This window comes from Sphingomonas lacusdianchii, from assembly GCF_022664395.1.
Taxonomy (GTDB): Bacteria; Pseudomonadota; Alphaproteobacteria; order Sphingomonadales; family Sphingomonadaceae; genus Sphingomonas; species Sphingomonas lacusdianchii.
The window spans coordinates 26,174-49,203 of the sequence record NZ_JAKRET010000005.1; the positions used below are offsets into that span (position 1 = coordinate 26,174).

Genomic DNA, 23,030 nt, shown 5'->3' on the forward strand with positions numbered 1-23,030 from the left:
GATGTGAAGCTGGACGAACTGCTGGAGGCCAAACGGGCTCTGGCGGGCGACATGCTGAACGGGACGGGCGAAATCGGAGCGCGCGAGTTCGATCTCGGAGAGTTGAGGCCAAACGGCAGCAAGTCGTAGTTTGGTCGAAACCGGTCTGTCCGCCTCAGACTAAGCACCCATGGTAATCAGTCATTCGTTGGCGCGTTGGGCGCCGACAGCTTCCGACCAAACTTTCCCGTTGGCGTTCACTCCAGCGAACGTCTGGTCCCGACAGTAACTGCCGTTCGCCCCGATCAAGGCCAGTGATCGGAACATGCCGAAAGGTTGATCGTCTGCGCTGCCTTCAGATCTCCGGCAGCGAACCGGCACGTCGGAACTCTGGGTTATAGCGGAATGGCTGCTTATGGGCGGCGCCTGACGGTAAACGGCCGTTTGTTCAGGGGCTAGTGGTCCGAGGCTACGGTAAATGTCCACACAAGCTGGCGGGGGTTGCGCCGCGAGCGCCAAACCAAAGAGCGGCGCGAGCGATGTGGATCTTGCATCGACCCCGCGGACGGCCCGTCACATCCCTACATCTTCCCTAGCGCAGCCTTGCGCTTCGCCGTTGTGGGCCATACCATCTGACACTTGTCGCGCCGTCGGCACGACTCGTGTGCGTACCGGGGCGGACGGACGTTCGGAGCGCTGCTACCCCATCCATCTCTGAAGCCTTCGGGAGGGAGTACGCGCGTGGCGAGCAGTGCTGGATCGGACATTGGCAGCCTCGTCCGCGCGGCGGAGGACGGGTTGCTTGACCCCCAAGCGTCTCCGCGAAGGTACGATCGCGGCGGCGGGACGGAAGGGCGGATTCGTCGGATGATGCAGCAGTTCGGCCGCGCATTCGAACGGCGTGGCGGCAGCGGCGAGGACGGCATTGACCCCGGGCTGGCCGTCGCGGCCGAGCTGGTTGCCGCGGCGATGGCGGAGCAGCTTGCCTCGTTCGGCAGACGTCAGAGCGTGACCGGTGCGGACCGCCGTTTCCTGGTGACCGCGGGCGGTCGCAGCTCAGCGGTCATCATCCTTGATCCGGGCATGCCGCGAGGTACGGTGAGGCAAGTGCCCTTCGAAGAGGCGGTCTCTCCCCAAATCCTGTCCCAGGCGGCGGAACGCATGTTCGCGGATGCGCGGGAGCTGAAGACCCGTTCGCCGGAAAGCCGCATCCTGTCCCAACTAGGGCCAGCCTCCGCTGATTTGGCACGGGCGGTCGCACCCGACGTGATCGTCACGAGCCGCCCCCGAATGGTGCCGCTGTGCGTGCCGAACCCGATGATGACGGTCGACCACGCGGGCGAGCTGTCGACCGCGGGCATCATGTGCCGCAACCCCGCCGGTCAGCTCGGCGTTACAGCCTGCTATCACGGCACCGGCCCCGTCGGCACCCAAGTCGTCGTCGACCTGCGCCAGACCATGGTCGCCGCCGCAGATCTGATCCAGGATATCGTCTTCCTGCCGCTCGACGAGGCGATGAACCTGCCTGAATTGACTGCGTGCAGCGGTATCCGCAGCGACGAGGCGCCGTCCGCGGGCATGCCCGTCCGCTTCGAGGGTGCGAAATCGGGTGCGGTCCGAACTCGAGTGTCTTCGCACGACGCGGGTCTGCTCCGCCGCCGCCCAGGCATACAACTGAAGGTCCAGACGCCTGCAGACACCAACCGCGGCGATTCCGGCTCCGCGCTGGTCGACGGCCGCGACCAGGTGGTCGGGTTCGCCTTCGAGCGCAGCGCGTACGGCGAGTTTCCGGAGATCACCGACTGGATCTGGGCGGGCAATGCGCTCGCCGCGCTCGGACTGACGCCGCTGAAAGTCTGAAGGAGGATTGCGATGGGATGGCTTGGTGATTTGTGGAAGACGGTGCGCGGCGCGGAGGCCGAGGACCTGATTTTCGCGCCCAACCTGCCGATGAAGGGGCTCGATGCGTCCAAGCCGATCGTGCGCGACAGCTGCTACGTCGAACTGGTCGTCGAGTCCCTACGACTAGAGCGGGCACGGGTGTTTGCAACCAAGTTTCACGGCATCGTCTATTCCTTCGTTAAGCTGTCGCGGCAGGGTGAGGAGAGCGCAGTCGTCGCCGCGGTGTCCAAACCGCCCAAGCTCGCCGAGCTCGATCCGAATTCTATCGGCAAGGTGATCACCGTTCACAAGTCGATGATGGGCGCGGTGCCGTGGCGCGGCGGCGACCTGGGGCTGGAGCTCGGGCTGTTCTCCGTCAAAGCTGGCAATGTGTTGACCCCGGTCGTTGACTACGTCAGCCGCGTGTCGCAGATCGCAGGGGTCAGCTTCGTCGGCGCGATCAAGCCGTTCGTGCCGCTGATCACCGAGGGCATGGACCTGATCGCGGGCCAGTCGAGGGACACCGCGCTGGAAGTCGGGATCGACACAACGATCAAGCTCGAACGCCCCGGCGCCTTCGCGATCATCGCCGCGAAGAAGGGCAGCATCGACGTCGCGCGGCTGTCGATCGATCCGGCGGACAACAAGCTGCTCGTCGCGGGCGAGCCGCTCAAGGCGGCGTATTGCGTGTTCTCGATCCGCGCGGTCGACCGCAAGGCCGATTACGGCGACATTCCCGAGCTGAAGGCGAGCTACGCCGCGTTCCGCGCCGCGATCCTGAAGGGGGTCGAGGCGGATGCGAAGGAGACGCTGGCGGTGTTCCGACGTACCGCGATCTTCTCCCCCGATCTGATCACCGCCGACGCGCGCCAGCTTGTCGCGGCCGCAGAGGAGCTGATGCGCGATGCGTTCGGCGGCGGCGCAATCTCCGACACTGGCCAGGTTCGCGGCGTGCCCGACACGCTCGCCGGCCTGCCGCTATACCAGTAGCGCCATGCCCGCACGTTTCGTCCGCATTGCCTTCACCCCGGGCGGGTTCGTCGGGCGGGGCAAGGTGTGCGTCGAGCTGCCCAACCAAGACGACAAGCTTTTCGACGAGACCCTGGAGGTGGACACCCCGCCGTTCGACTATCCCGCGAGCGCGGGCGGCGTGGGCGGAACGATGCGCGACGCGGGCGAAGACAGGCCTGACTTCCCGCGGCATGTCGGCATGCTCGCCGATGTCGAGCGGGTCGGCGATCCGCTGTTCCGCTGCCTGATCCCCGACCACCAAGTCAACGAGTTCCAGGCCGCGCGCAACGCCGCAAGCAACGAGGGCCTGCGCATCCGGTTGAACTTGTGCCGGTCCGACGACGACACTCCAGTATCGCCTGGGAGGCGGCAGGGAGCGCAGCACCGTCGGGCCGTTATGTTGGAGGTCATGCAGGTGCTCGCCGGATTCGAAGCCGTAAGCCACCCCATCACAGGCCAAGCGCGAGACTCCGGCGAAACAGAAGGAGGTGGATGAAGTGGCCTATAAATTTCTGTCGCTGAAAGTGAAGAACCGAGGAACTCCACCCGATGCCTTCCTGAATGAGCTTGTCGCTTGGGGGAAGGCCGCACCTGACGCAATCTTTGCGCCCAATACGGTGCACGACGTCTATTCCTCGGTTCGGGAAGCATTGGGGCCGTGGCTCGATCCCAAGCACCGCAGGGCCGTGATGCTGGAGGTCATGCGGGTTCTCGCCGGGTTCGAGTCTTCCTGGAAATGGAATGCTGGCGTCGATGTCACCAACCCTACCTCCACGACGCCGACTACGATCGAAGCCGGGGCTTGGCAGGTCAGCGCCAACTCGTTGAGCTTCGGACAGGACCTTAAGGATCTGGTGAACGCCAGGGTCGGCACGACAGACGGCAATGCTTTCCAGGCCGCAATGAAAAGCGACCATGCGCTCGCGATGGAATATATCGCCCGGTTGCTCCGGCATACGGTCAATCACAACGGCCCCGTGAAACGCCATGAGATCGATCCTTGGCTCAGCCGTGACGCGGTGGCTGAATTCATCAGTCTGATCTGATTTCATCTCGTAACGGGGGACATCTCGATGCCGGATTTCGTGCTGGACTATGCGCTGTTCGAAAGGGCTGCGAGGCGCAACAACTATCCTTTGGACCATGGCTCCCTCATGTTCTTCGGCGTCAGGGGAGCCTTGCCTCTCGATGTATCGGGCACGCCCTTCGCGAATGGACATCCGATGCGCGTCACCGATCCCGATCATCTGCTCATGCGCTGCACGCTTGGCCAGGTGCGATCGTCGGAACAGACGCTGGCCGTCTTCCCCGGCTCGACGGTTCCCACCCTGAAATATGTGAAGGCTGCGATCGCCAAGGGCGGCGCAGGCGTCAACACGCTGATGCTGGGAAAATATGCCTACACTCGAGGCATACACAAAAGCAGCAAGCCCACCGGCCACCGCGCGTTCCTGCAGGCCATGTTCTTCCCGGTCTGGCGAACGGCCGACGATACCGATTACGATCTCGATGACCAGATTGACAATGATGGCGGCATCGTGGCGGACAATCTACACTGCGCCTATCACGATAACCTCGCAACGCCGGGCTACAGTAGCGCGGGATGCCAGGTGGTCGCGGGTCGGCCTTCAATGCCCGCCAACGGCAACCTTCCCGAGAGCGGGCCGTGGAAGCGCTTCATTGAAAACGCCTACGGCGCGGCGCAACCCCTCCAAAAAACCTATGCCTATTATCTTTTCAGCGGCACGGAATTGGCGATGGTCGCCCTCAAGCCGGACAGTGATCTGGTCCAGTCAGTACGATTCGGCTCGGAGGGTACTTTGGTAAAGGATGTGCAAATGGCCCTCAAAGCTAAAGGGTATCCGTTGGGCACGGTTAACGGCGAGTTTGACCGCGATACGTTAGAAGCGGTCATCCGCTTTCAGATCGCCAATTTCGGCAAAGGCCAAGCAGACGGAATCGTCGGCGCGAATACCGGCGTAGCACTTGGCGTGGACATGCCGACGCTTTAAGTCATGCTTATAAGTTGCCCTAGCGGCGGTTAGATGAATGAACGATTACTTCCTTTGTGGACATATAGATGCGGACTTACCGCATCACCCGAAATAAGGGGCAAACGAGAGAGGGGTTGCGCTGCCCAACAAATGACCGGTTTCGGTTTAGACCGACGTTCAGAACCGCGCAGCTATACGACTGGTTTGTCCCCAACTTGAGCCGTTAGGAGCAGTTGACCGGAGCTGCCGTGCCGGCCGGTTGGCTTCCATGAATAAGCGGCCACCTTGAAGTAGCCTGAAAGGCACAGCGAACGACCGGAAATGTGTTATTCGGCCTATTGGCGGCTTCAAATTGCGTCTGCCTACAGGTGATCACATCAAATTCCGGGCGAGTGCGATCAGTGGTTTCCAATCGACCGATGGGTAGTGAATTTGCTCGATCGCATCTCGCAGTACCGCAATGTCAGCGCCGCGCCCATACAACGTGCTGACTGAACCATCTGCGTGACCAAAGATTAGGTCGACGATTTCCTTTGCGACTTTACCGCGCACGGCTCGCTTGCCGGTATGACGGAACGAGTAAAATACCAACTCCGGATCGGATAGACCGATATCGTCAAGGAAGTCGTTCATTACTCTCGATAGGCGTTGTGTTCGGCTACCATATTTGTTCGTCTTGAGCTCGGGGAACAGCCACTCTGCACCTTCCGAATGACGGGTATCCACCATGTCGAGGAAGCCGGCCTCAAGGAGAATAGAATGTAACGGGATGTCCCGCTTGGCGCTGGCAGTCTTCATCCGCTTGGCCGGGCCTTGCTGCTCCTGACGGACACGGATGCGATCCGGCTCAATAGCGATGTATGGGATGCCATCATAGGTCTTGATGTTGCCCGGCCGCAGCTTGCCCAACTCGTCGAGGCGGCAACCGGTGAATGGAGCAAGCGTCAGTATCCAGAACAGCGTTCGTTGCGCTACGCCGCTGCGTTCGGGCAAAGGTGAGGTAAAAATCCTGACCATATCTTCCGGTTCGAAGGCGAGGCGTGCATCCTCCAACGATTTCTTGGCCATGGATTTCACGGTTTTGGCTACGTTGCCGTCGATGACCTCCAGTTCCTCGACCGCGTGCTCGAGAGTCACCCTTATGGCCGAAAGCGCTTTGTTGACAGTTGCGGGCGATAGCGTGGGTAATCCCTCGTTTTCTGCCAGTTCGACCTGTTCCAGCAAAGGAAGGGCAGTCACATCCTGCTTAGCCCGGCTTGGAAGTCCGGAGCAGACGCGGCGATAGGCGCGTACCATCGACGCGGTGACCTGATCGACGGGTGGGTCGTCATGAAGCTGAGCAAAGCGCTTCACAGCGGTTCGCCATTCGTCGACGAGTTTGGCCTCGCGCGGCTCGAACGTTGCCCAGGCTTCATAGACTTGGGTAATGGTCGGCACCGTCTTGGCTGGTTGTACCGGCAGATGTGGTTCGTTGGAGGATGCAGAAAGCGTAGAGGCCGCCGTTCCGGAGCCGGTAACGAGGACCGAGGGTGGTAGGATACGGCGCCGCGCGGGATCAATGCTGAGGGCGCACGCAGTGCAGAGCCTGTCGAGGTAAGCGCGACCAATCGCCTCATAGAGTTCGGGCGCCAGCGGCCAGTCCAAGGTGTTCGCGGAGGCCACCGCCGCGATAAACCACTCGATCGGATCGAGGGAGGGGAGGGCGGCGACCCGCTGTAGAGTCTCCAGCCAGGGCAGGGGCATGAAGTCAGGAACCGCATTCAACATGGCGGTTCGGCTTGCGTGATCGCGCAAATCATCAAGGCCCGGTGGTACGCCGAAGTCGTAGCGGGCGCCGGGCGCATGGTCGATCAGGCCGTTGGCATGTTCGAATGCCCCGAGTTCGAGCGTGGCGAGCTTCTGCGCCACGCCCCGGAGTTGCTCGTCCGTCTGTCCGTCGAGAAAATCATCGACCATTACACGCGCCGAGCGAAGTTGCCGGCTGGCTAAGGCGCGACGAGCCGCGGCAAGCTTCTGCTCATAGACCACGGCATGTGGGTGGTAGCGCTGACGGGCTTCGTCGGGATCGCGGGTATCGAGGGTGCGCTTATACTCGGTCGACGCGCCGTTGAAGAACGGGCGGAGCGCGGCGGGGACGACCCGTCGAAAGTAGAAAATGCCGGTGCGAGGATCTTTGAACGGAGCAGCCATGCGGATCACTTTGTACGCATCCTTTGTACACAAGGATGGGTAAAGCGTCCATGAAGACCGCATACACCGCGCAAATCCGCCATTTTGGCGGGCGCTGGTGACCCCTACGGGAATCGAACCCGTGTTTTCGCCGTGAGAGGGCGACGTCCTAACCGCTAGACGAAGGGGCCGCTTGCGGGAAGGGGCGCTCCTACGCCGCGCCTCTGGCCGCGTCAAGCCGTTCGGTGGACGTTCCACGGCGGGACGGTCGTTCATCGCCGCGAAACCTTTTGCCGGCTGCGGGATTGAAGCGACAAACCCTGTGCATAAAGGCATTCGTCATGGCCAAGGCCGTTCCGCTGATCCTGTCGCTGATCCCGCTTGCCGCCGTTATCGGGACGTGCGTCGCCTGTCCGTGATCTTCGGCGCGTTGTTCCGCCATTCGCCATGACCCCCTTAAACGAAAGGCCGCCGGATCGCTCCGGCGGCCTTTGTCTGTCGGTCGAGGCGAGGGGCTCAGCCCTGCGCTTCTTCCTCTGCGTCGTCACGGGCGATTTCGCCCGGTTCGGCGTTGGGATCATAGTCTTCGGTGAAGCCGGCATCGTCACGCTCGAACATCGAGGCCATGACGTCGACGCCCTGCGCCTGCATCTCGGCTTCTTCCGGCGAACGCGCGACGTTGACCTTGACGGTCACGGCGACTTCCGGGTGCAGCGCGACCTTCACGTCGTACAGGCCGATGGCCTTGATCGGACGGTCGAGCACGATCTGCGACTTGTCGACCTTGTGGCCGTCGGCGACGAGCGCCTCGACCAGATCGCGAACCGCGACCGAACCGTAAAGCTGGCCGGTGTTCGACGACTGACGGATCAGCGTGACCGAAACGCCTTCCAGCGTCTTGGCTTCGGCTTCGGCGTCGGTGCGACGGGCGGCGTTGTCGGCGACGATCCGCTCGCGGTTCGCCTCGAACACCTTCTTGTTGGCTTCGTTGGCGCGCAGCGCCTTCTTGCGCGGCAGCAGGAAGTTACGGGCGAAGCCGTCCTTTACCTTCACCACGTCGCCGATGGCGCCGAGCTTCTCGACGCGTTCCAGCAGAATGACGTCCATGTCGGGCGCTCCTTACTTAACGATGTAGGGCAGCAGGCCCAGATGGCGGGCGCGCTTGATGGCCTGGGCCAGTTCGCGCTGCTTCTTGGCGCTCACCGAAGTGATGCGCGACGGGACGATCTTGCCGCGTTCGGACACGAAGCCCTGCAGCAGACGAACATCCTTGTAGTCGATCCGGGGAGCGTCCTTGGCGGAGAAGGGGCAGCTCTTGCGGCGGCGGAAAAACGGACGTGCCATGGGTGCTGCTCCTTACGCTTCGACTTCGGCCGACGGCTCGCGCTCGCGGCGCGGACCACGGTCGCCACGATCGTCACGGTCACGGCCACCACGACGGTCGCCACGCTCCGAACGCTCGCTCTTGCGCATCATCACGGTCGGACCTTCCTCATGCGCGTCAACCTTGACGGTCATGAAGCGGATCACGTCTTCGTTGATCTGCGTCTGACGCTCCAGCTCGGCCACGACGTCGCCCGGCGCGTCGATTTCGAGCATGACGTAATGCGCCTTGCGGTTCTTCGCGATGCGATAGGCGAGGCTGCGCAGGCCCCAGGTTTCGGTCTTGACGACCTTGCCGTTCATATCCTGAACGATCTTGGTGGCGGTTTCCGCCAGCGCGTCCACCTGCGCCTGTGCCAGATCCTGGCGCGCAAGGAACACGTGCTCGTAGAGAGCCATGTGTCTTTCTCGTCTGTTGGCCGATCGCTGACGCCGCGCCAATCGCGAACGCCCCTCCGGCTGTCGTCTTCAAATGCAGGCCGGGGCGACAGGACATGCCTGCCACCCCGGATGCGCTCCCCTTACCCGAATCGGGCGGGAAAGCAAGGTCAGTTGGCGATCGCACCGCCGATGACCGCGCCGATCAGACCGCTGGCGATCGCAACAAGTATCGCATCATTGCCCGACCGGACCCACTGATAGCCGCGCGGGGGCGCATAGACGCCGCGCTGGCGATAGCTGCGATAATCGATCACGCGATAATTCGCGGCGCGATTGCGGTCGAACTTCTGGCCGCGCTGCCACTTGGTGGCACGTGCCTGTTGCGGGCGGACAACGGTCTTGGTGACCTTCTGGCCCCGGCCGTCCTTCTGGACGACGATAGTCCGGCCCGGCTTCTCCTTGATGACGGTGCGGCTCTGCGCCGACGCCGCCATCGGGGTCGCGAGGAGCGAGGCGGTCATCGCGGCGAGGATCAGCTTCTTCATCTATGGTCTCCTTGTGATCGGTTGCTGGAGCCAAGATGGCGATCGGCTGTAACGGTGGTTTGTCAGCCTTGCGGCGAAATGGTCGCAGCATGTCGCGATGCGCCCCCTTGCGTTCAGCTTGGCCAAGCGACTACCCCGCGCGGCTTGGATTTGCAGGAGACGTCGGCGATGCGCGCATTCATCTTTCCGGGGCAGGGGAGTCAGTCGGTCGGCATGGGCGCCGCACTTGCCGCCGCCAGCCCCCATGCCCGCGAGGTGTTCCAGGAGGTCGACGAGGCGCTCGGCCAGCATCTCTTCCGCCTGATGGCCGAGGGTCCCGATGCGGACCTGCTGCTGACCGAAAATGCGCAGCCGGCGATCATGGCCAATGCCATCGCGACGCTGCGCGTGCTGGAGCGCGAGGGTGGCATCCGTCTGGCCGACAAGGCCGATTTCGTCGCGGGTCACTCGCTGGGCGAATATACCGCGCTATGTGCCGCCGGCGCGCTCGACCTGTCGACCACGGCCCGGTTGCTGAAGCTGCGCGGACAGGCGATGCAGGCGGCGGTGCCGGTGGGCGAGGGCGCCATGGCCGCGCTCCTCGGTGCCGACCGCGCCAAGGCGCAGGCCCTGGCCGAGGCGGCGGCGGAAGGCGATGTCTGCACCGTCGCCAACGACAATGATCCGTCGCAGGTCGTTATTTCGGGCGCGAAGGCGGCGATCGACCGCGCCGTGCCGCTGGCGAAGGAAATGGGCATCAAGCGCGCGGTCGTGCTGCCGGTGTCGGCCCCGTTCCATTGTCCGATGATGCAGCCGGCGGCCGATGCGATGGCCGCGGCGCTGGCCGATGTCGCGCTGTCGGCACCGGTCGTGCCGGTCTATGCCAATGTCACCGCCGCGCCGGTCGCCGATCCGGAAGCGATCCGGACGCTGCTGGTCGAGCAGGTGACCGGCATGGTCCGCTGGCGGGAATCGGTGCTGGCGATGCAGGATGCGGGTGTCGGCGACTTCGTCGAACTGGGCGGCAAGGTGCTGGGCGCGATGGTAAAACGCATCGCCCCGGACGCGACCGCGACCAGCGTGGTGACGATGGCCGATATCGAGGCGCTCGTGGGGCGGTTGTAAGCTTAGGTTTCGGTTCACGCGAAGGCGCGAAGGCACGAAGATGAGGGATCGCGAGGATATCTGTCGTGACATTGTCGACGTTGCGCTGCGCCTGCATCGTGAACTGGGGCCGGGGTTGCTGGAAAGTGTCTATGAAATGCTATTGGCCGGGCGGCTGGCGACAATGGGATACGATGTCGTTCGGCAACATCCGGTCGACGTCACGTTCGACGGCATCAGGTTCGAAGCCGCCTTCCGGATAGACCTCATCATCGACGGACTGATACTGGTGGAGGTCAAATCGGTCGAGCGGTTGAATGCAATCCACGCCAAGCAATTGCTGACCTACCTTCGTCTCACCAAGCAGCCCCTCGGGCTGCTTTTGAACTTCGGCGGCGAAACGCTCAAGGAGGGGCTGCGCCGGATAGTCAATGACTATCGCCCCTCCGCGTCTTCGCGCCTTCGCGTGAATCAAAATCGGGAAGACTGACCTCATGTTCGACTTAACGGGAATGACCGCCCTCGTAACCGGCGCCAGCGGCGGGCTCGGCTCCGCGATTGCCAAGGGCCTCGCCGCGCAGGGTGCGCGGCTTGCGTTGTCCGGCTCCAACGCCGCCAAGCTGGAGGCGTTCGCCGCCGAACTGGGGGGCGACCATGTGCCGCTCGTCTGCGACCTGTCCGACGGTGCGGCGGTCGACGGGCTGGTGCCGCAGGCGGTGGCCGCGCTCGGCAAGCTCGACATCCTCGTCAACAATGCCGGCGTCACCCGCGATAACCTCGCGATGCGGATGAAGGACGACGAATGGGACCAGGTGATCCGCGTCAACCTCGAGGCGGCGTTCCGCCTGTGCCGTGCCGCTGCCAAGCCGATGATGAAGGCGCGCTTCGGCCGCATCGTCTCGATCACCTCGGTCGTCGGGCAGACCGGCAATCCGGGACAGGCGAACTATGCCGCGTCGAAGGCGGGCCTTGTCGGCATGTCGAAGGCGCTGGCCGCCGAACTCGCCAGCCGCGGCATCACCGTCAACTGCGTCGCTCCCGGCTTCATGGCGTCGGCGATGACCGATGTGCTGCCCGAGGCGCAGAAAGCCGCCCTGCTGGGCAAGATTCCGGCCGGGGCGTTGGGGACGGGCGGTGACGTCGCCGCGGCGGTCGCCTATCTCGCCAGTCGCGAGGCCGGCTATGTCACCGGCCAGACGATCCATGTGAATGGCGGGATGGCGATGATATGAGCGTAGTGCTGATGGCGGCGATGCTGGCGACGGGCGATGCGAACGTCGTCCGCTGCGTGGCGACCAAGATGCCCAAGGCCGATATGGCGCGCCTGCAGCAGGGCATGATCGTCGGCGTGCTGGAGGGCAAGAAACCGGCGCCCGCGACCGAGGCGCTGGTCCGGAAGGCGCGCGCCCATGCCGCCGCCTGCCAGCCCGGTACCGGCAAGGCCGATGCCCGCGCGGGCGAGATCGTCGTCACCAGCATCGCGGTCGAGGCGCTGGCGTCGGGACTGACCGCCAAGGGCGTCGATCCGATCGCGGTCAATCGCCGGTTGAGCCAGACGCCGCCTGCCGTTCTCAACGCCTTTCTGGCGCGCAAGCAGACGGCGCAGGTCGATGCCTTCATGAGTGGTATGATGACGCTGGCGGGCGCGCAAAAGGGCGATACGCGGGTGCAGCGGTTGATGGGCGGCTATGCGTATAATGCCGCGACGCTGGCCCGCCTGTTCGCTGCAAAGGCTTGAGCGGCGGACTTGCGCCGAGGCCGGACGCGCTTTAGGGGCGTTCAGGTACGATACACCCCGGACGTGAAGAGGGAATGAATATGAGCGAGACTGCCGAACGCGTGAAGAAGATCGTCGTCGAGCATCTCGGCGTCGAAGCGGAAAAGGTTACCGAAGACGCGAGCTTCATCGACGATCTGGGCGCCGACAGCCTCGACATCGTCGAGCTGGTGATGGCGTTCGAGGAAGAATTCGGCGTCGAGATCCCCGACGATGCCGCCGAGAAGATCACGACCGTCAAGGACGCGATCACCTATATCGACGAGCACAAGGGCTGATCCGGCGGGGGCGCGCTTTCGCGTCCCGCCATCTGCCGAGACCATCGCGGCCCCCCGTCCCGGCGAAAAGCCATGGGCGGGGGGTCGTTCGTTAAGTATCTGAACGGAGAGTAATGCCATGCGCCGCGTAGTCGTGACCGGCCTCGGCCTCGTGACCCCGCTGGGTGCCGAGGTGGAAACCGCGTGGAAGAACCTGATCGCCGGCAAATCCGGGGCGGGTCCGATCACGCATTTCGATGCGTCGAACCAGAAGTGCCGGATCGCCTGCGAGGTGAAGCCGGCCGATCACGCATATGGTTTCGATCCCGGACTGCGCGTGGATCACAAGATTCAGCGGCAGGTCGATCCGTTCATCATCTTCGGCATCGACGCCGCCGGACAGGCGCTCGAAGATGCCGGCCTGACCGACATGAGCGAGGAAGAACGCTATCGCGCCGGTTGTTCGATCGGCGCAGGCATTGGCGGCCTGCCGGGCATCGCCAGCGAATCGCTGGTGTGCGAGAATAAGGGTCCGTCGCGCGTTTCGCCGCACTTCGTCCATGGTCGCCTCATCAACCTGATTTCGGGTCAGGTATCGATCAAGTACGGCCTGATGGGTCCGAACCATGCGGTGGTCACCGCCTGTTCGACCGGGGCGCATTCGATTGGTGACGCCGCGCGGATGATCGCGATGGACGATGCCGATGTGATGCTGGCGGGTGGTGCCGAAGGTGCGATCTGCCCCCTCGGCATCGCCGGTTTCGCGCAGGCGCGCGCGCTGTCGACCGCGTTCAACGACCAGCCCGAAAAGGCATCGCGTCCCTATGACCGCGACCGCGACGGCTTCGTCATGGGCGAGGGCGCGGGCGTCGTCGTGCTCGAGGAATATGAACGGGCCAAGGCGCGCGGCGCGAAAATCTATGCCGAGGTGATCGGCTATGGCCTGTCGGGCGACGCCTATCACGTGACCGCGCCGCATCCCGAAGGGTCGGGGGCGTTCCGCTCGATGGAGATGGCGATGCGCAAGTCGGGGCTGTCGCTGTCGGACATCGACTATATCAACGCGCACGGCACTTCGACCCCGCTCGGCGACGAACTGGAACTGGGCGCGGTGCGTCGGCTGTTCGGCGACGCGATCGGCGGGCTGGCGATGTCGTCGACCAAGTCGGCGATCGGCCACCTGCTGGGCGGCGCCGGTGCGGTCGAGAGCATCTTCTGCATCCTCGCCATGCGCGACGGCATCGTCCCGCCGACGCTGAACCTCGACAATCCGTCGGAGAATTGCGCCGGCGTGAACCTCGTTCCGCACACCGCGCAGGAGCGGAAGGTGAAGGCGGTGCTGAACAACTCGTTCGGTTTCGGCGGCACCAATGCCTCGCTGGTGATGAAGGCGATCTGACGCCATGCGCCGGATCGGTTGCGTCGGCCTGATCGTCGGACTGCTCGCCATTGGCGCGCTGTTCTTCGTCATCCAGAGCTGGGGCGGGGCCGGTCCGGCGGAGCGGACGCTGACGGTGACCGTGCCGCAGGGCGCGAGCCTCGCTGCCGCCGCCGAAAAGCTGGAGGAGGCTGGCGCGATCCGGTCGGCTGGTCGTTTCCGCCTGCTCGCCCGCTTCCTCGGCAGCGACGAACCGATCCGTGCCGGCGAGTATCGCATTCCGAAGGGACTGAGCCAGGCGGACGTGCTGAAACTGTTGCAGGGCGGCAAGACCCTGCAACGTTTCGTGATGGTGCCCGAAGGCTGGCCATCGGTGCTGGTGCAGGAAGCGGTGGCGAAGGCCCCGCAAATGGCCGGCAACGCGCCGCTGCCTGCCGAGGGCAGCATCCTCCCCGACAGCTACAGCTATGAACGCGACGGCAGCCGTGCTGATCTGGTCGAGCGGATGCAGGCGGCGATGGACCGCTACCTTGCCGAGGCTTGGAAGAAGCGCAAGCCGACGACGGTGGTCAAATCCCCGCGCGAGGCGATCATCCTCGCCTCGATCGTCGAGAAGGAAACCGGCAAGCCCTCGGAACGGCGGATGGTCGCTGCCGTCTACTCGAACCGGCTACGCGTCGGCATGCGGCTACAGGCCGATCCGACCGTCATCTACCCGATTACCAAGGGGAAGCCGCTCGGACGGCGAATCCTTCGGTCTGAGTTGCAGGCGAAGAACGGGTACAACACCTATGCCTCGGCCGGCTTGCCGGTCGGGCCGATCGCCAATCCGGGACGCGCATCGATCGACGCGGTGCTCGATCCGGCGGAGACGAAGGCGTTGTATTTCGTCGCGGACGGCAGCGGGGGGCATGTGTTTGCCGACACGCTGGCCGAGCATAACGCCAATGTGAAGAAGTGGTACGACATCCGCCGCGCAAGAGGCGAGATGTAAGGACCAACAATCCTCCCCATTCATGGGGAGGGGGACCAGCGAAGCTGGTGGAGGGGGATCGCCGCAAACGCTGACGTCGCGTACGGGGCCAACCCCCTCCACCATGCTGCGTATGGTCCCCCTCCCCGCGGAGCGGGGAGGATTCTAACCCTTCAACCCCGCCGCTGCGTGGGCGCGGGTTTCGGTCTCGGCATGGGTCGCGCCGACGATCCAGCTTCCGCCGACGCACAGCACCGGATCGAACGCGAGCCATTCGGGTGCGGTTGCTTCTGTAATGCCACCGGTCGGGCAAAATTTTGCCTGATAGAAAGGCGCCGCCAGCGCCTTCAACGCCTTCAACCCACCCGATGCTTCGGCAGGGAAGAATTTGAAGTGGGTGAGGCCAAGGTCGAGCCCGCGCATGATGTCGCCGGCATTGGCGATGCCCGGCAGGAACGGCACGCGGCTGTCGATGATCGGCCGTGCGATCGTCTCGGTCAGGCCCGGCGAGACGATGAATTCCGAACCGGCGTCCATCGCCTGCTTGAACTGCTGCGTGTTGACGACGGTGCCGGCACCGACAATCGCGCTGTCGACCTTCTTCATCTCGGCAATCGCCTCGAGCGCGGCGGGGGTGCGCAGCGTCACTTCGAGGACGCGCAGGCCGCCCTTGACCAGCGCCTCGGCCATTGGGCGCGCCTCGGCGGCGTCGTGGATGACCAGGACCGGGATGACCGGGCTGGTCTGCATGATATCGGCGATGGTGACGGTCATCGTGCGTGCTCCTGCGCAAAGGCGGCGGCGGCCCCGAACAGGCCGGGCTGGGGATGGGTGATAAGCTTGACGGAGACGCCCGCCATCAGCTGCTGAAAGCGGCCCTTCGCAGTGAAGCGCGTACCGAAGCCCGACTCAAGCAGGTGATCCTTGAGCCGCAGGCCGAGGCCCCCGGCGATCACCACCGCCTTCGCCCCCTGCGCCAGCGCGAGGTCGCCCGCGACCGCGCCGAGCGTCAGGCAGAAGCGATCGAGCGCGGCGACGGCGATGCTGTCGGTGCCGTCGAGCGCGGCGGCCCAGATCGTCTTGTCGTCGCTGTGCGGCATCGGCGCGCCCTCGATCTCGGCAAGCGTTTCATACCACGCGACGATCGACGGACCGGCGCAGGCCCGCTCGTTCGAGCCGCGGCCATGCGCCTTGCGCAAGCGCTTGAGCAGCGCATCCTCGATCCCGTCAAGCGGTGCGAAATCCTGATGCCCGCCTTCCGTTTCGAGGACGTGATAGCGCTCCGCCGTGCGCAGCAACTGCGCGACACCCAGGCCGGTGCCGGGACCACAGATGGTGACGATGCCCTTGTCCGGCAGCGGGCCTTCGGGACCGCACAGGTGGATGAAATCTTCCTCCGCGACCTGTGCCACGGCGTGGCCGACCGCACCGAAATCGTTGATGATCGTCCAGGTTTCGACGCCCAGCCGTTCCTCCATCAGCGGCGGACGGATGATCCACGGATTGTTGGTGAATTTGATAAGCGTATCGTTGACCGGCGAGGCGACCGCGAGGCTGGCCGCCTTGGGCAGCGGGCGGCCCAGATCGCGTTCGAACGCGCGCCAGGCGAGCTGCAGGCTGCCATGTTCGGCGACCTTCTGCGTGCTCGGCTCGCCGAGGTGGACGACGCGCCCATCCTCGACCTCGGCGATCGCGAAGCGGGCGTGCGTGCCGCCGATATCTACCGCAACGACTTCCATGCATCTCTCCGTCAGTCCGTATCCCCGCGCAGGCGGGGATCCAGAGTCGCGCACGCTGGCGCTTGTTGCCCTGGACCCCCGCCTGCGCGGGGGTACGGGTCAGTTTAGGGTCAGAGCCCCGCCGCCGCCAGCATCGCCGATGCTCCGGCTTCGGCCTCGCTCGCCCCCTGCCGCATCATCGCGAAAATCTCGCGACCGGTGCCATCGGCCTCCGGCGGCACCGGCGCATGCTCGCGCGCCGCCCATTCGTCGGCCGGAACCAGCGCCTCCAGCGTGTTGGCATCGGCGTCGAGGCGGACGATGTCGCCATCGCGCAGCTTGCCGATCGGCCCGCCGCCCAGCGCTTCCGGCGACAGATGGATCGCCGCCGGGACCTTGCCCGACGCACCCGACATGCGGCCATCGGTGACCAGCGCGACGCGGTAGCCGCGATTCTGAAGCACGCCCAGCGGCGGGGTCAGCTTGTGGAGTTCAGGCATGCCGTTGGCGCGCGGCCCCTGATGACGAACCACGACGACGACGTCGCGGTCGAGCTCACCGGCCTTGAACGCCGCCTGTACCGATGCCTGATCGCTGAACACGCGGCATGGCGCCTCGATTACCCAGCGATCGCGATCGACGGCCGACACCTTGATGCAGGCGCGGCCGATATTGCCCTGCAGGATGCGGAAGCCGCCCTCTTCGTTGAACGGATTGGCGACGGTGCGGACGATGGTGTCGTCCCCGCTGACCGGGCCATGCTCCTTCCAGACAAGCTGCTCGTTTTCGATCGTCGACTTGCGGCCATAGGCGGCCATGCCGTCCTTCGCGATCGTCATCACGTCACCATGCATCAAACCGCCGTTGAGCAGTTCGCGAATGACGAAGGACGGACCGCCGGCATCCTCGAACCCGTTCACATCGGCCGATCCGTTCGGATAGACGCGCGTCAGCAGCGGCACGGCCTGGCTCAACCGGTTGAAGTCTTCCCAGTCGATGATGATTCCGGCCGACCGCGCGATGGCGGGCAGGTGGATCAGATGGTTGGTCGACCCCCCGGTCGCGAGCAGCACGATCGCCGCATTCACGATCGCCTTCTCATCGACGACGCGGCCGATCGGGCGGTAATCGTCGCCGTCCCAGCCGATCTCTGCCAACCGGTGGACGGCGTGTCGGGTCAATTCCTGGCGCAGCTTCGTCCCCGGATTGGCGAAGGCGGCGTCGGGAACGTGCAGCCCCATCGCCTCCATCATCATCTGGTTCGAATTGGCGGTGCCGTAGAAGGTGCAGGTACCCTTGCCATGATAGGCGGCGATCTCGGCGTCGAGCAGCTCCTCGCGCCCCACCTTGCCCTCGGCATAGGCTTCGCGGACCGCCGCCTTCTGTTTGTTGGGGATGCCCGACCGCATCGGGCCGCCGGGGATCAGCACCATCGGCAGGTGGCCGAAGCGCAGCGCGCCCATCAACAGCCCCGGCACGATCTTGTCGCAGATGCCGAGCAGTGCCGCGCCCTCGAACGTGCCGTGGCTCAGCGACACCGCCGTCGACAGCGCGATGGTGTCGCGGCTGAACAGCGACAATTCCATGCCCGGAAATCCCTGCGTCACGCCATCGCACATCGCCGGCACGCCGCCCGCGACCTGCGCCGTCACGCCCGCCTCGCGCGCCCAGACCTTCATCTGTTCGGGATAGCGGTAATAGGTCGCATGCGCCGACAGCATGTCGTTATAGGCGGTGACGATGCCGATGTTCATGCGGTTGGCCGGCCGCATCGCATCGCGATCCTCGTCGGTGCCGGCATAGGCATGGGCGAGGTTCGCGCAGCCGAGCATCGGACGGTCGACGCCACTTTCGCGCTCCCGATCGATCAGCGCGAGATAGGCGGCGCGTTTGTCGCGCGACGCTTCGATGATGCGGTCGGTGACGGCGGCGATCGTGGCGTTGAGGGCCATCAGCGGCTCCAGTGGATATCGACGGGAAGTTCGACTACGGCCAGCACGCGGCCGATCGGATAGGTTGAGGATGCGCCCTGATCGACGGCGCGTTCAAGCACCGATTTCTTTTCGTCCCCGGTAATGGCGATCATCAGCGCGCGCGCCGAAGCAATCGCGGCATGGCTGAGCGTCACACGGGCGACGGGGGCCTCGGGCGGCAGCGGGTCGGGCATGACGCCCAGCGCGCGGCGTTCCTTGGGACCGGTCAGCGCTTCGGCCAGATCGGGGCCGGGAAAGATCGACGCGGTATGGCCATCGGCACCCATGCCGAGCAGGCACAGGTCGAGCGGCCAGTGCAGATCCTGCAACCGGGCATCGGCGGCGCGGCCCGCCGCCTTATAGTCCGCCGCCTTTTCGGCGGTCAGCGGGATCACCCGCGCGCCCTTGGGCAGGAACACCTTGGCGAGGCCGGTGACGTTCGACATCGCGTCACCCATCGGGACGATGCGGTCGTCGGTCGGAACGATCGTCACCCGCTTCCAGTCGAGCTTGGCCTTGACCAGCTTCTCATAGATCGGGGCAGGGGTGCGACCGCCCGCCAGCGCGATCACCGCCGCGCCGCGCGCATCGATCGCCGATTCGATGATGAACTGGATATCGCCGGCCAAAGCTTCGGCGAATTCGGCGGGTTCGTCATATTCCCACCATTCGATCTCTGTCATTCTGTCTTCCCGTGTATTTTTCCGTTCTGTTCGAGCTTGTCGAGAACCGGTTCTCGACGGACGCATCTCGACTTCGCTCGATGCTGCTCGAACTGAACGGGTTAATTATGGTGTGGAAGTGGAGCGCGTAAGGCGCTCACTCGTTCCACGTCACCCCGTCGCGTTCGGTCAGCGCGACGCTGGCATTCGGTCCCCAGCTACCCGACGGATAGCCCTTGGGACTGGTCGCATTCGCCTTCCACCCGTCGCGGATCGCGTCGATCCACATCCACTGCGCCTCCACTTCATCGCGACGGACGAACAGCGTCGGGTCGCCCTCGATCAGGTCGAGCAGCAGCCGCTCATAGGCGATGCGGCGGCGGGTGCCGGCAAAGGCGGTGGTCAGCGACAGGTCGAGCGGCACTTCGCGCAGGCGCACGCCGTCGCGGTCGAGGCCCGGTTCCTTGGCCATGACCAGCAGGCGGACATATTCCTCCGGCTGCAGGCGGATGACCAGCGTGTTGGGCTGCAACCGGCCGCCGCGATCGGCGAAGATCGAGTGCGGTACCGGTTTGAACTGGATCGAGATTTCCGAATGGCGATCCTGCATCCGCTTGCCGGTGCGCAGATAGAAGGGCACGCCCTGCCAGCGCCAGTTGTCGATATGCGCCTTCACTGCGACGAAGGTTTCGGTGTCCGAATCCTTGCCCAGTTCCTCGTCATAGCCGCGCACGATCTCGCCCTTGACCGCGCCGGCGTCGTACTGGCCGGTGACGGTGTGGCTGTTGACCTCGGCCGGGCCGATCGGGCGGAGCGAGCGCAGCACCTTGACCTTTTCATCGCGGATCGAGGTGCCGTCGAACTTCGCGGGCGGCTCCATCGCGATCAGCGCGACCAGTTGCAGGACGTGGTTCTGCACCATGTCGCGCAGCGCGCCGACCTCGTCATAATAGCCGGCGCGCCCTTCGAGGCCGACCGTTTCCGAGATGGTGATCTGGACATGATCGATGCCGCGCGCGTTCCACACCGGCTCGAACATCGCATTGCCGAAGCGCAGCGCGAGAATGTTCTGGACGGTTTCCTTGCCGAGATAATGGTCGATGCGGAAGGTCCGCTCCTCGGGAAAGGCGGCCGCGACCAGATCGTTGATCTCGCGGCTCGATTCGAGATCCTTGCCCAGCGGCTTCTCGAGGCTGATGCGGACGTTCGGACCGGCGAGGCCGGCGCTCTTCAGCCCGGTGATGGTCGGGCCGAACAACCACGGCGCAGTCGACAGGAAGATGGCGAGGCCGCCCGAAATGTCGCCGAGCTTCGTGGCGAGGTCTGCAAAGCCTTCGACGTTCGACGCGTCGAGCGGCTGATAATGGAGCCGCGCGAGGAAGCCGTCGATTGCCACTTCGTCCTTGCGATCGTCGGGCAGGAACTGGTCGAGCGCGTGTTTGGCGAACGCGCGGAACCCTTCGTCGTCATGCTCGTGCCGCGCGGTACCGGTGATCGTCAGCCCGTCGGGCAGCAGACCATCGGCATGGAGGCCGTAGAGCGAGGGGAGCAGCATACGTTGCGACAAATCCCCGGTCGCGCCGAACAACAGCAGCTTCGCTACCGCTTGCCTCGTCATGCGTGCTCCTATCTTCAAACTCGGTCCCGCGCGCTCCTAGCAGCCTATTTCGCAAACGCGAAGGCGGCATAGCTATGCGATGCGAAACGATTGCAGAACTGTCAGAATATTACAAACCGGCCGTATTTACAGTGTCAGTCCCGCCGTCTGGTCGAATCCGGCCATCAGGTTGAAATTCTGCACTGCCGCCCCGGCCGCGCCCTTGCCCAGATTGTCGAGCGTCGCGACCAGCCGCGCCTGGCCCGTTTCCATATTGCCGAACACGCGCAGCGAGAGGCGGTCGGTGCCGGCATCGGCCTCGATCGGGATCGCGCTGTCGTCGCCGTCGAGCACGCGCACCACCGGCGATTCGCGATAGGCCTCGCGCAACGTCTGCTCGATCGCCGACAGGCTGGGGCGGCGGTGGAAGGCGAAGAGCGGCAACGGCACCTCGACCACCATTCCGCGATAGGCGCGCGCTACCGAAGGCTGGAACAGCGGCGGATGGGCGAGGCGGGCGTGACGCTGCATTTCCGGCACATGCTTGTGCGCCAGCGACAGGCCATAGCCGAGCCATGCGGTATCGGTCTCGCCATTCTCGAACGCGGCGATCATTGCCTTGCCGCCGCCCGAATAGCCCGAGACGGCGTTGACGCTGACCGGCCATTCGTGCGGGATCAGCCCGGCGCGGACCAGCGGCCGGACCAGCGCGAGGAAACCGGTCGGATAGCAGCCGGGATTCGACACCCGCATCGCCGTCGCGATCGCGCCCGGCTGGGCCGGCTCCAGCTCCGCCATGCCATAGGTCCAGCCATCGGCGACACGGTGTGCGGTCGAGGCGTCGATCACGCGGGTCCGGTCGTTGTCGATCAGCGACACCGCTTCGCGCGCCGCGTCGTCGGGCAGGCAGAGGATGACGAAATCGGCATCGTTCAGCGCCTCGCGCCGCGCCGCCGGATCCTTGCGCCTGGCATCGTCGAGGGTGATGAAGTCGATCTCGGTCCGGCCCGACAGCCGGTCGGCGATTTCGAGGCCGGTGGTGCCGGCGGCACCATCGATGAAGACACGAACGGTCATGCGGGGCGCCTCCGGGCGCGAATGGGGCCGAACCGGTCGAGCGCGGCGACGGGTTCGCACCGCACGACGTCGTCGGCATGGATGGCGGTATCGCTATCGACCAGCATTGCGACATGGTCGTTAAAGTAGATCAAATCACCGCGTCGCAGCGGATCGCCGACGGCCAGCGGCGTGCCGATCGTCTCGGCCTGCAGGTCGAGGAAGCGGGGCGGGGGCGACCCGGCCAGCGACAGGGCGAGAAAGACCAGACCGGCGGCATCGACACCTTCGGCGGACCGGCCGCCGGGGATCGTCGGCACCCCCTGCAACCGGGTCGCATAGGCTACCGCATCGCCGACATCGTCGCCAAGCGGCAAGAGCGTTGCCCGCAGGACATAACCGCCATCGACCTCCGCCCATTCGTCATTTGCCGGCACCGCCGCAACGCGGCAGCCCATCGGCAGCGACAGGGGGAGGGGGCGATCGAGCGAGCGGTCGGCATGCAGAACCGCCTTCGCAGCCACGACGACATGCGTCGCGTCATAAGCCTCGACCAGCACATCGCGCGGTACGAAGCCGACACTGCCGTCGATCGGCGAGCGGCCCCAGCCATGGGTCGAGGTGAATTCGAGCACGTCGAACGGTTCGCCGGCAAGCGCCTGCGACACGACGATGCCGTCGGGGGCGTCGAGGATCGAGGTCGTCAGGCCGACGCTGCGGCGGGCGGGAACGGCATAATGCGGCGCGAACACCCGGTCGGCGAGACGGATATCGGCCAGATCACGGCGGACTGCGTCGATCCGGGAATCGAGCGCGACCGACCGGCCGCGCAGCGCGAAGCGGCTACGCGCTGGCGCGTCGTTGGAAGTCGCCGACGCCGTCGCCGCCCATGAACTGCCCGAACTCTGCAAGAAAATTGGCCCCTTCGCTGGTCTGAGCGACGAAGATGTTGCGCTTGTCGGCATCGTCGCGTTGGCGGCGGAGATAGCCGAGCGTACCCAAACGATTCAAGGCGCGCGTTACGACCGGCTTCGATACGTTCAGCGCACGTGCCAGACCGCGGACGGTATGGGGGCCGGGTTGCAGATAGACGATCATCATCAGCGCCATCTGGCGGTTGGTCAGGTCCGGCTCGCCCGAGCGTACATAGTCGACCAGGCCGTCCATCCATTTCTTCAAGGGGATCGTGGGGAACATCGCAGCAACCTAACGT

Annotated in this window: 26 protein-coding genes and 1 tRNA gene; 13 read left to right on the forward strand and 14 right to left on the reverse strand. The window is 64.8% G+C overall.

Features of this window, described 5'->3' with window-relative positions:
- Nucleotides 1–3: 3 nt before the first annotated feature.
- The 6 genes from MF607_RS22690 to MF607_RS08215 all read left to right on the forward strand — a co-directional run bounded on the left by MF607_RS22690 (nucleotide 4) and on the right by MF607_RS08215 (nucleotide 4,883).
- Nucleotides 4–129, forward strand: coding sequence for a hypothetical protein (locus MF607_RS22690; RefSeq protein ID WP_277925800.1), 126 nt, complete (start codon nucleotides 4–6; stop codon nucleotides 127–129).
- Between the two features lie 717 nt (nucleotides 130–846).
- Complete coding sequence (locus tag MF607_RS08195; protein WP_242117370.1) at nucleotides 847–1,839, forward strand: S1 family serine peptidase; 993 nt, start codon at nucleotides 847–849, stop codon at nucleotides 1,837–1,839.
- Between the two features lie 12 nt (nucleotides 1,840–1,851).
- Complete coding sequence (locus MF607_RS08200; RefSeq protein WP_242117372.1) at nucleotides 1,852–2,850, forward strand: hypothetical protein; 999 nt, start codon at nucleotides 1,852–1,854, stop codon at nucleotides 2,848–2,850.
- A 4-nt stretch (nucleotides 2,851–2,854) separates the two neighbouring features.
- The gene (locus MF607_RS08205) at nucleotides 2,855–3,367 is read left to right on the forward strand and encodes a hypothetical protein (RefSeq protein ID WP_242117375.1); all 513 of its coding nucleotides are present in this window, start codon (nucleotides 2,855–2,857) and stop codon (nucleotides 3,365–3,367) included.
- A 1-nt stretch (nucleotide 3,368) separates the two neighbouring features.
- Nucleotides 3,369–3,917, forward strand: a complete 549-nt coding sequence (locus tag MF607_RS08210) for a hypothetical protein (protein WP_242117376.1) — start codon at nucleotides 3,369–3,371, stop codon at nucleotides 3,915–3,917.
- A 27-nt stretch (nucleotides 3,918–3,944) separates the two neighbouring features.
- Complete coding sequence (locus MF607_RS08215) at nucleotides 3,945–4,883, forward strand: peptidoglycan-binding domain-containing protein (RefSeq protein ID WP_242117379.1); 939 nt, start codon at nucleotides 3,945–3,947, stop codon at nucleotides 4,881–4,883.
- A gap of 354 nt (nucleotides 4,884–5,237) precedes the next feature.
- Here MF607_RS08215 and MF607_RS08220 read toward each other — a convergent pair whose 3' ends face one another.
- The 6 genes from MF607_RS08220 to MF607_RS08245 all read right to left on the reverse strand — a co-directional run bounded on the left by MF607_RS08220 (nucleotide 5,238) and on the right by MF607_RS08245 (nucleotide 9,343).
- Complete coding sequence (locus MF607_RS08220; protein WP_347340876.1) at nucleotides 5,238–7,055, reverse strand: DUF6538 domain-containing protein; 1,818 nt, start codon at nucleotides 7,053–7,055, stop codon at nucleotides 5,238–5,240.
- Nucleotides 7,056–7,150: 95 nt separating this feature from the next.
- Nucleotides 7,151–7,225 (reverse strand) — tRNA-Glu (locus MF607_RS08225).
- 325 nt (nucleotides 7,226–7,550) lie between these two features.
- Nucleotides 7,551–8,141 (reverse strand): 50S ribosomal protein L9, encoded by a 591-nt coding sequence (rplI, locus tag MF607_RS08230; RefSeq protein WP_242117384.1) that lies wholly within the window; start codon nucleotides 8,139–8,141, stop codon nucleotides 7,551–7,553.
- Nucleotides 8,142–8,153: 12 nt separating this feature from the next.
- A complete protein-coding gene (gene rpsR / locus MF607_RS08235) occupies nucleotides 8,154–8,378 on the reverse strand; it encodes a 30S ribosomal protein S18 (RefSeq protein WP_010543816.1) in 225 nt (74 codons plus the stop codon).
- Nucleotides 8,379–8,390: 12 nt separating this feature from the next.
- Complete coding sequence (gene rpsF, locus MF607_RS08240; protein ID WP_056451105.1) at nucleotides 8,391–8,816, reverse strand: 30S ribosomal protein S6; 426 nt, start codon at nucleotides 8,814–8,816, stop codon at nucleotides 8,391–8,393.
- A gap of 149 nt (nucleotides 8,817–8,965) precedes the next feature.
- A complete protein-coding gene (locus tag MF607_RS08245; RefSeq protein WP_242117386.1) occupies nucleotides 8,966–9,343 on the reverse strand; it encodes an RcnB family protein in 378 nt (125 codons plus the stop codon).
- Nucleotides 9,344–9,511: 168 nt separating this feature from the next.
- Between MF607_RS08245 and fabD the strand changes: the two genes are divergently transcribed.
- From fabD to mltG, 7 genes are all read left to right on the forward strand, one after another.
- A complete protein-coding gene (gene fabD / locus MF607_RS08250) occupies nucleotides 9,512–10,447 on the forward strand; it encodes an ACP S-malonyltransferase (RefSeq protein WP_242117389.1) in 936 nt (311 codons plus the stop codon).
- A 40-nt stretch (nucleotides 10,448–10,487) separates the two neighbouring features.
- The gene (locus MF607_RS08255) at nucleotides 10,488–10,916 is read left to right on the forward strand and encodes a GxxExxY protein (RefSeq protein WP_242117390.1); all 429 of its coding nucleotides are present in this window, start codon (nucleotides 10,488–10,490) and stop codon (nucleotides 10,914–10,916) included.
- Nucleotides 10,917–10,920: 4 nt separating this feature from the next.
- The gene (gene fabG / locus MF607_RS08260; RefSeq protein WP_242117393.1) at nucleotides 10,921–11,658 is read left to right on the forward strand and encodes a 3-oxoacyl-[acyl-carrier-protein] reductase; all 738 of its coding nucleotides are present in this window, start codon (nucleotides 10,921–10,923) and stop codon (nucleotides 11,656–11,658) included.
- Nucleotides 11,655–12,164: a hypothetical protein gene (locus MF607_RS08265; RefSeq protein ID WP_242117395.1), complete on the forward strand. Its 510-nt coding sequence runs from the start codon at nucleotides 11,655–11,657 to the stop codon at nucleotides 12,162–12,164. Before fabG ends, MF607_RS08265 begins: the two co-directional genes overlap by 4 nt.
- 80 nt (nucleotides 12,165–12,244) lie before the next feature.
- Nucleotides 12,245–12,481 (forward strand): acyl carrier protein, encoded by a 237-nt coding sequence (locus MF607_RS08270; RefSeq protein ID WP_055760552.1) that lies wholly within the window; start codon nucleotides 12,245–12,247, stop codon nucleotides 12,479–12,481.
- 118 nt (nucleotides 12,482–12,599) lie between these two features.
- Nucleotides 12,600–13,859, forward strand: a complete 1,260-nt coding sequence (gene fabF / locus MF607_RS08275) for a beta-ketoacyl-ACP synthase II (RefSeq protein ID WP_242117398.1) — start codon at nucleotides 12,600–12,602, stop codon at nucleotides 13,857–13,859.
- Nucleotides 13,860–13,863: 4 nt separating this feature from the next.
- A complete protein-coding gene (gene mltG / locus MF607_RS08280; RefSeq protein WP_242117401.1) occupies nucleotides 13,864–14,832 on the forward strand; it encodes an endolytic transglycosylase MltG in 969 nt (322 codons plus the stop codon).
- Nucleotides 14,833–14,976: 144 nt separating this feature from the next.
- Here mltG and eda read toward each other — a convergent pair whose 3' ends face one another.
- From eda to MF607_RS08320, 8 genes are all read right to left on the reverse strand, one after another.
- Entirely contained in the window at nucleotides 14,977–15,585 is a 609-nt protein-coding gene (gene eda / locus MF607_RS08285) for a bifunctional 4-hydroxy-2-oxoglutarate aldolase/2-dehydro-3-deoxy-phosphogluconate aldolase (RefSeq protein WP_242117404.1), read from the reverse strand.
- Nucleotides 15,582–16,550 carry a glucokinase gene (locus MF607_RS08290; protein WP_242117407.1) on the reverse strand — a complete coding sequence of 323 codons (969 nt, stop codon included), beginning with the start codon at nucleotides 16,548–16,550 and terminating at the stop codon, nucleotides 15,582–15,584. Before MF607_RS08290 ends, eda begins: the two co-directional genes overlap by 4 nt.
- A gap of 110 nt (nucleotides 16,551–16,660) precedes the next feature.
- The gene (gene edd, locus MF607_RS08295) at nucleotides 16,661–18,481 is read right to left on the reverse strand and encodes a phosphogluconate dehydratase (RefSeq protein ID WP_242117410.1); all 1,821 of its coding nucleotides are present in this window, start codon (nucleotides 18,479–18,481) and stop codon (nucleotides 16,661–16,663) included.
- Nucleotides 18,481–19,185, reverse strand: a complete 705-nt coding sequence (gene pgl, locus MF607_RS08300) for a 6-phosphogluconolactonase (protein WP_242117413.1) — start codon at nucleotides 19,183–19,185, stop codon at nucleotides 18,481–18,483. The genes edd and pgl overlap by 1 nt, the downstream gene beginning before the upstream one ends.
- A 136-nt stretch (nucleotides 19,186–19,321) precedes the next feature.
- Entirely contained in the window at nucleotides 19,322–20,782 is a 1,461-nt protein-coding gene (gene zwf / locus MF607_RS08305; protein ID WP_242117415.1) for a glucose-6-phosphate dehydrogenase, read from the reverse strand.
- A gap of 126 nt (nucleotides 20,783–20,908) precedes the next feature.
- Entirely contained in the window at nucleotides 20,909–21,838 is a 930-nt protein-coding gene (argC, locus tag MF607_RS08310; protein WP_242117417.1) for an N-acetyl-gamma-glutamyl-phosphate reductase, read from the reverse strand.
- Nucleotides 21,835–22,728, reverse strand: coding sequence for a C40 family peptidase (locus MF607_RS08315; protein WP_242117419.1), 894 nt, complete (start codon nucleotides 22,726–22,728; stop codon nucleotides 21,835–21,837). The genes argC and MF607_RS08315 overlap by 4 nt, the downstream gene beginning before the upstream one ends.
- The gene (locus tag MF607_RS08320; protein WP_056401160.1) at nucleotides 22,661–22,984 is read right to left on the reverse strand and encodes a MarR family transcriptional regulator; all 324 of its coding nucleotides are present in this window, start codon (nucleotides 22,982–22,984) and stop codon (nucleotides 22,661–22,663) included. The genes MF607_RS08315 and MF607_RS08320 overlap by 68 nt, the downstream gene beginning before the upstream one ends.
- Between the last annotated feature and the right edge of the window lie 46 nt (nucleotides 22,985–23,030).

Excerpts from the sequence above, each read along its gene's own strand:
- MF607_RS08195 (WP_242117370.1), top strand. The coding sequence starts at position 847 with ATGATGCAGCAGTTCGGCCGCGCATTCGAACGGCGTGGCGGCAGCGGC.
- MF607_RS08200 (WP_242117372.1), top strand. The coding sequence starts at position 1,852 with ATGGGATGGCTTGGTGATTTGTGGAAGACGGTGCGCGGCGCGGAGGCC.
- MF607_RS08205 (WP_242117375.1), top strand. The coding sequence starts at position 2,855 with ATGCCCGCACGTTTCGTCCGCATTGCCTTCACCCCGGGCGGGTTCGTC.
- MF607_RS08215 (WP_242117379.1), top strand. The coding sequence starts at position 3,945 with ATGCCGGATTTCGTGCTGGACTATGCGCTGTTCGAAAGGGCTGCGAGG.
- MF607_RS08220 (WP_347340876.1), bottom strand. The coding sequence starts at position 7,055 with ATGGCTGCTCCGTTCAAAGATCCTCGCACCGGCATTTTCTACTTTCGA.
- rplI (WP_242117384.1), bottom strand. The coding sequence starts at position 8,141 with ATGGACGTCATTCTGCTGGAACGCGTCGAGAAGCTCGGCGCCATCGGC.
- rpsR (WP_010543816.1), bottom strand. The coding sequence starts at position 8,378 with ATGGCACGTCCGTTTTTCCGCCGCCGCAAGAGCTGCCCCTTCTCCGCC.
- rpsF (WP_056451105.1), bottom strand. The coding sequence starts at position 8,816 with ATGGCTCTCTACGAGCACGTGTTCCTTGCGCGCCAGGATCTGGCACAG.
- MF607_RS08245 (WP_242117386.1), bottom strand. The coding sequence starts at position 9,343 with ATGAAGAAGCTGATCCTCGCCGCGATGACCGCCTCGCTCCTCGCGACC.
- fabD (WP_242117389.1), top strand. The coding sequence starts at position 9,512 with ATGCGCGCATTCATCTTTCCGGGGCAGGGGAGTCAGTCGGTCGGCATG.
- MF607_RS08255 (WP_242117390.1), top strand. The coding sequence starts at position 10,488 with ATGAGGGATCGCGAGGATATCTGTCGTGACATTGTCGACGTTGCGCTG.
- fabG (WP_242117393.1), top strand. The coding sequence starts at position 10,921 with ATGTTCGACTTAACGGGAATGACCGCCCTCGTAACCGGCGCCAGCGGC.
- MF607_RS08265 (WP_242117395.1), top strand. The coding sequence starts at position 11,655 with ATGAGCGTAGTGCTGATGGCGGCGATGCTGGCGACGGGCGATGCGAAC.
- MF607_RS08270 (WP_055760552.1), top strand. The coding sequence starts at position 12,245 with ATGAGCGAGACTGCCGAACGCGTGAAGAAGATCGTCGTCGAGCATCTC.
- fabF (WP_242117398.1), top strand. The coding sequence starts at position 12,600 with ATGCGCCGCGTAGTCGTGACCGGCCTCGGCCTCGTGACCCCGCTGGGT.
- mltG (WP_242117401.1), top strand. The coding sequence starts at position 13,864 with ATGCGCCGGATCGGTTGCGTCGGCCTGATCGTCGGACTGCTCGCCATT.
- eda (WP_242117404.1), bottom strand. The coding sequence starts at position 15,585 with ATGACCGTCACCATCGCCGATATCATGCAGACCAGCCCGGTCATCCCG.
- MF607_RS08290 (WP_242117407.1), bottom strand. The coding sequence starts at position 16,550 with ATGGAAGTCGTTGCGGTAGATATCGGCGGCACGCACGCCCGCTTCGCG.
- edd (WP_242117410.1), bottom strand. The coding sequence starts at position 18,481 with ATGGCCCTCAACGCCACGATCGCCGCCGTCACCGACCGCATCATCGAA.
- pgl (WP_242117413.1), bottom strand. The coding sequence starts at position 19,185 with ATGACAGAGATCGAATGGTGGGAATATGACGAACCCGCCGAATTCGCC.
- zwf (WP_242117415.1), bottom strand. The coding sequence starts at position 20,782 with ATGACGAGGCAAGCGGTAGCGAAGCTGCTGTTGTTCGGCGCGACCGGG.
- argC (WP_242117417.1), bottom strand. The coding sequence starts at position 21,838 with ATGACCGTTCGTGTCTTCATCGATGGTGCCGCCGGCACCACCGGCCTC.
- MF607_RS08320 (WP_056401160.1), bottom strand. The coding sequence starts at position 22,984 with ATGGACGGCCTGGTCGACTATGTACGCTCGGGCGAGCCGGACCTGACC.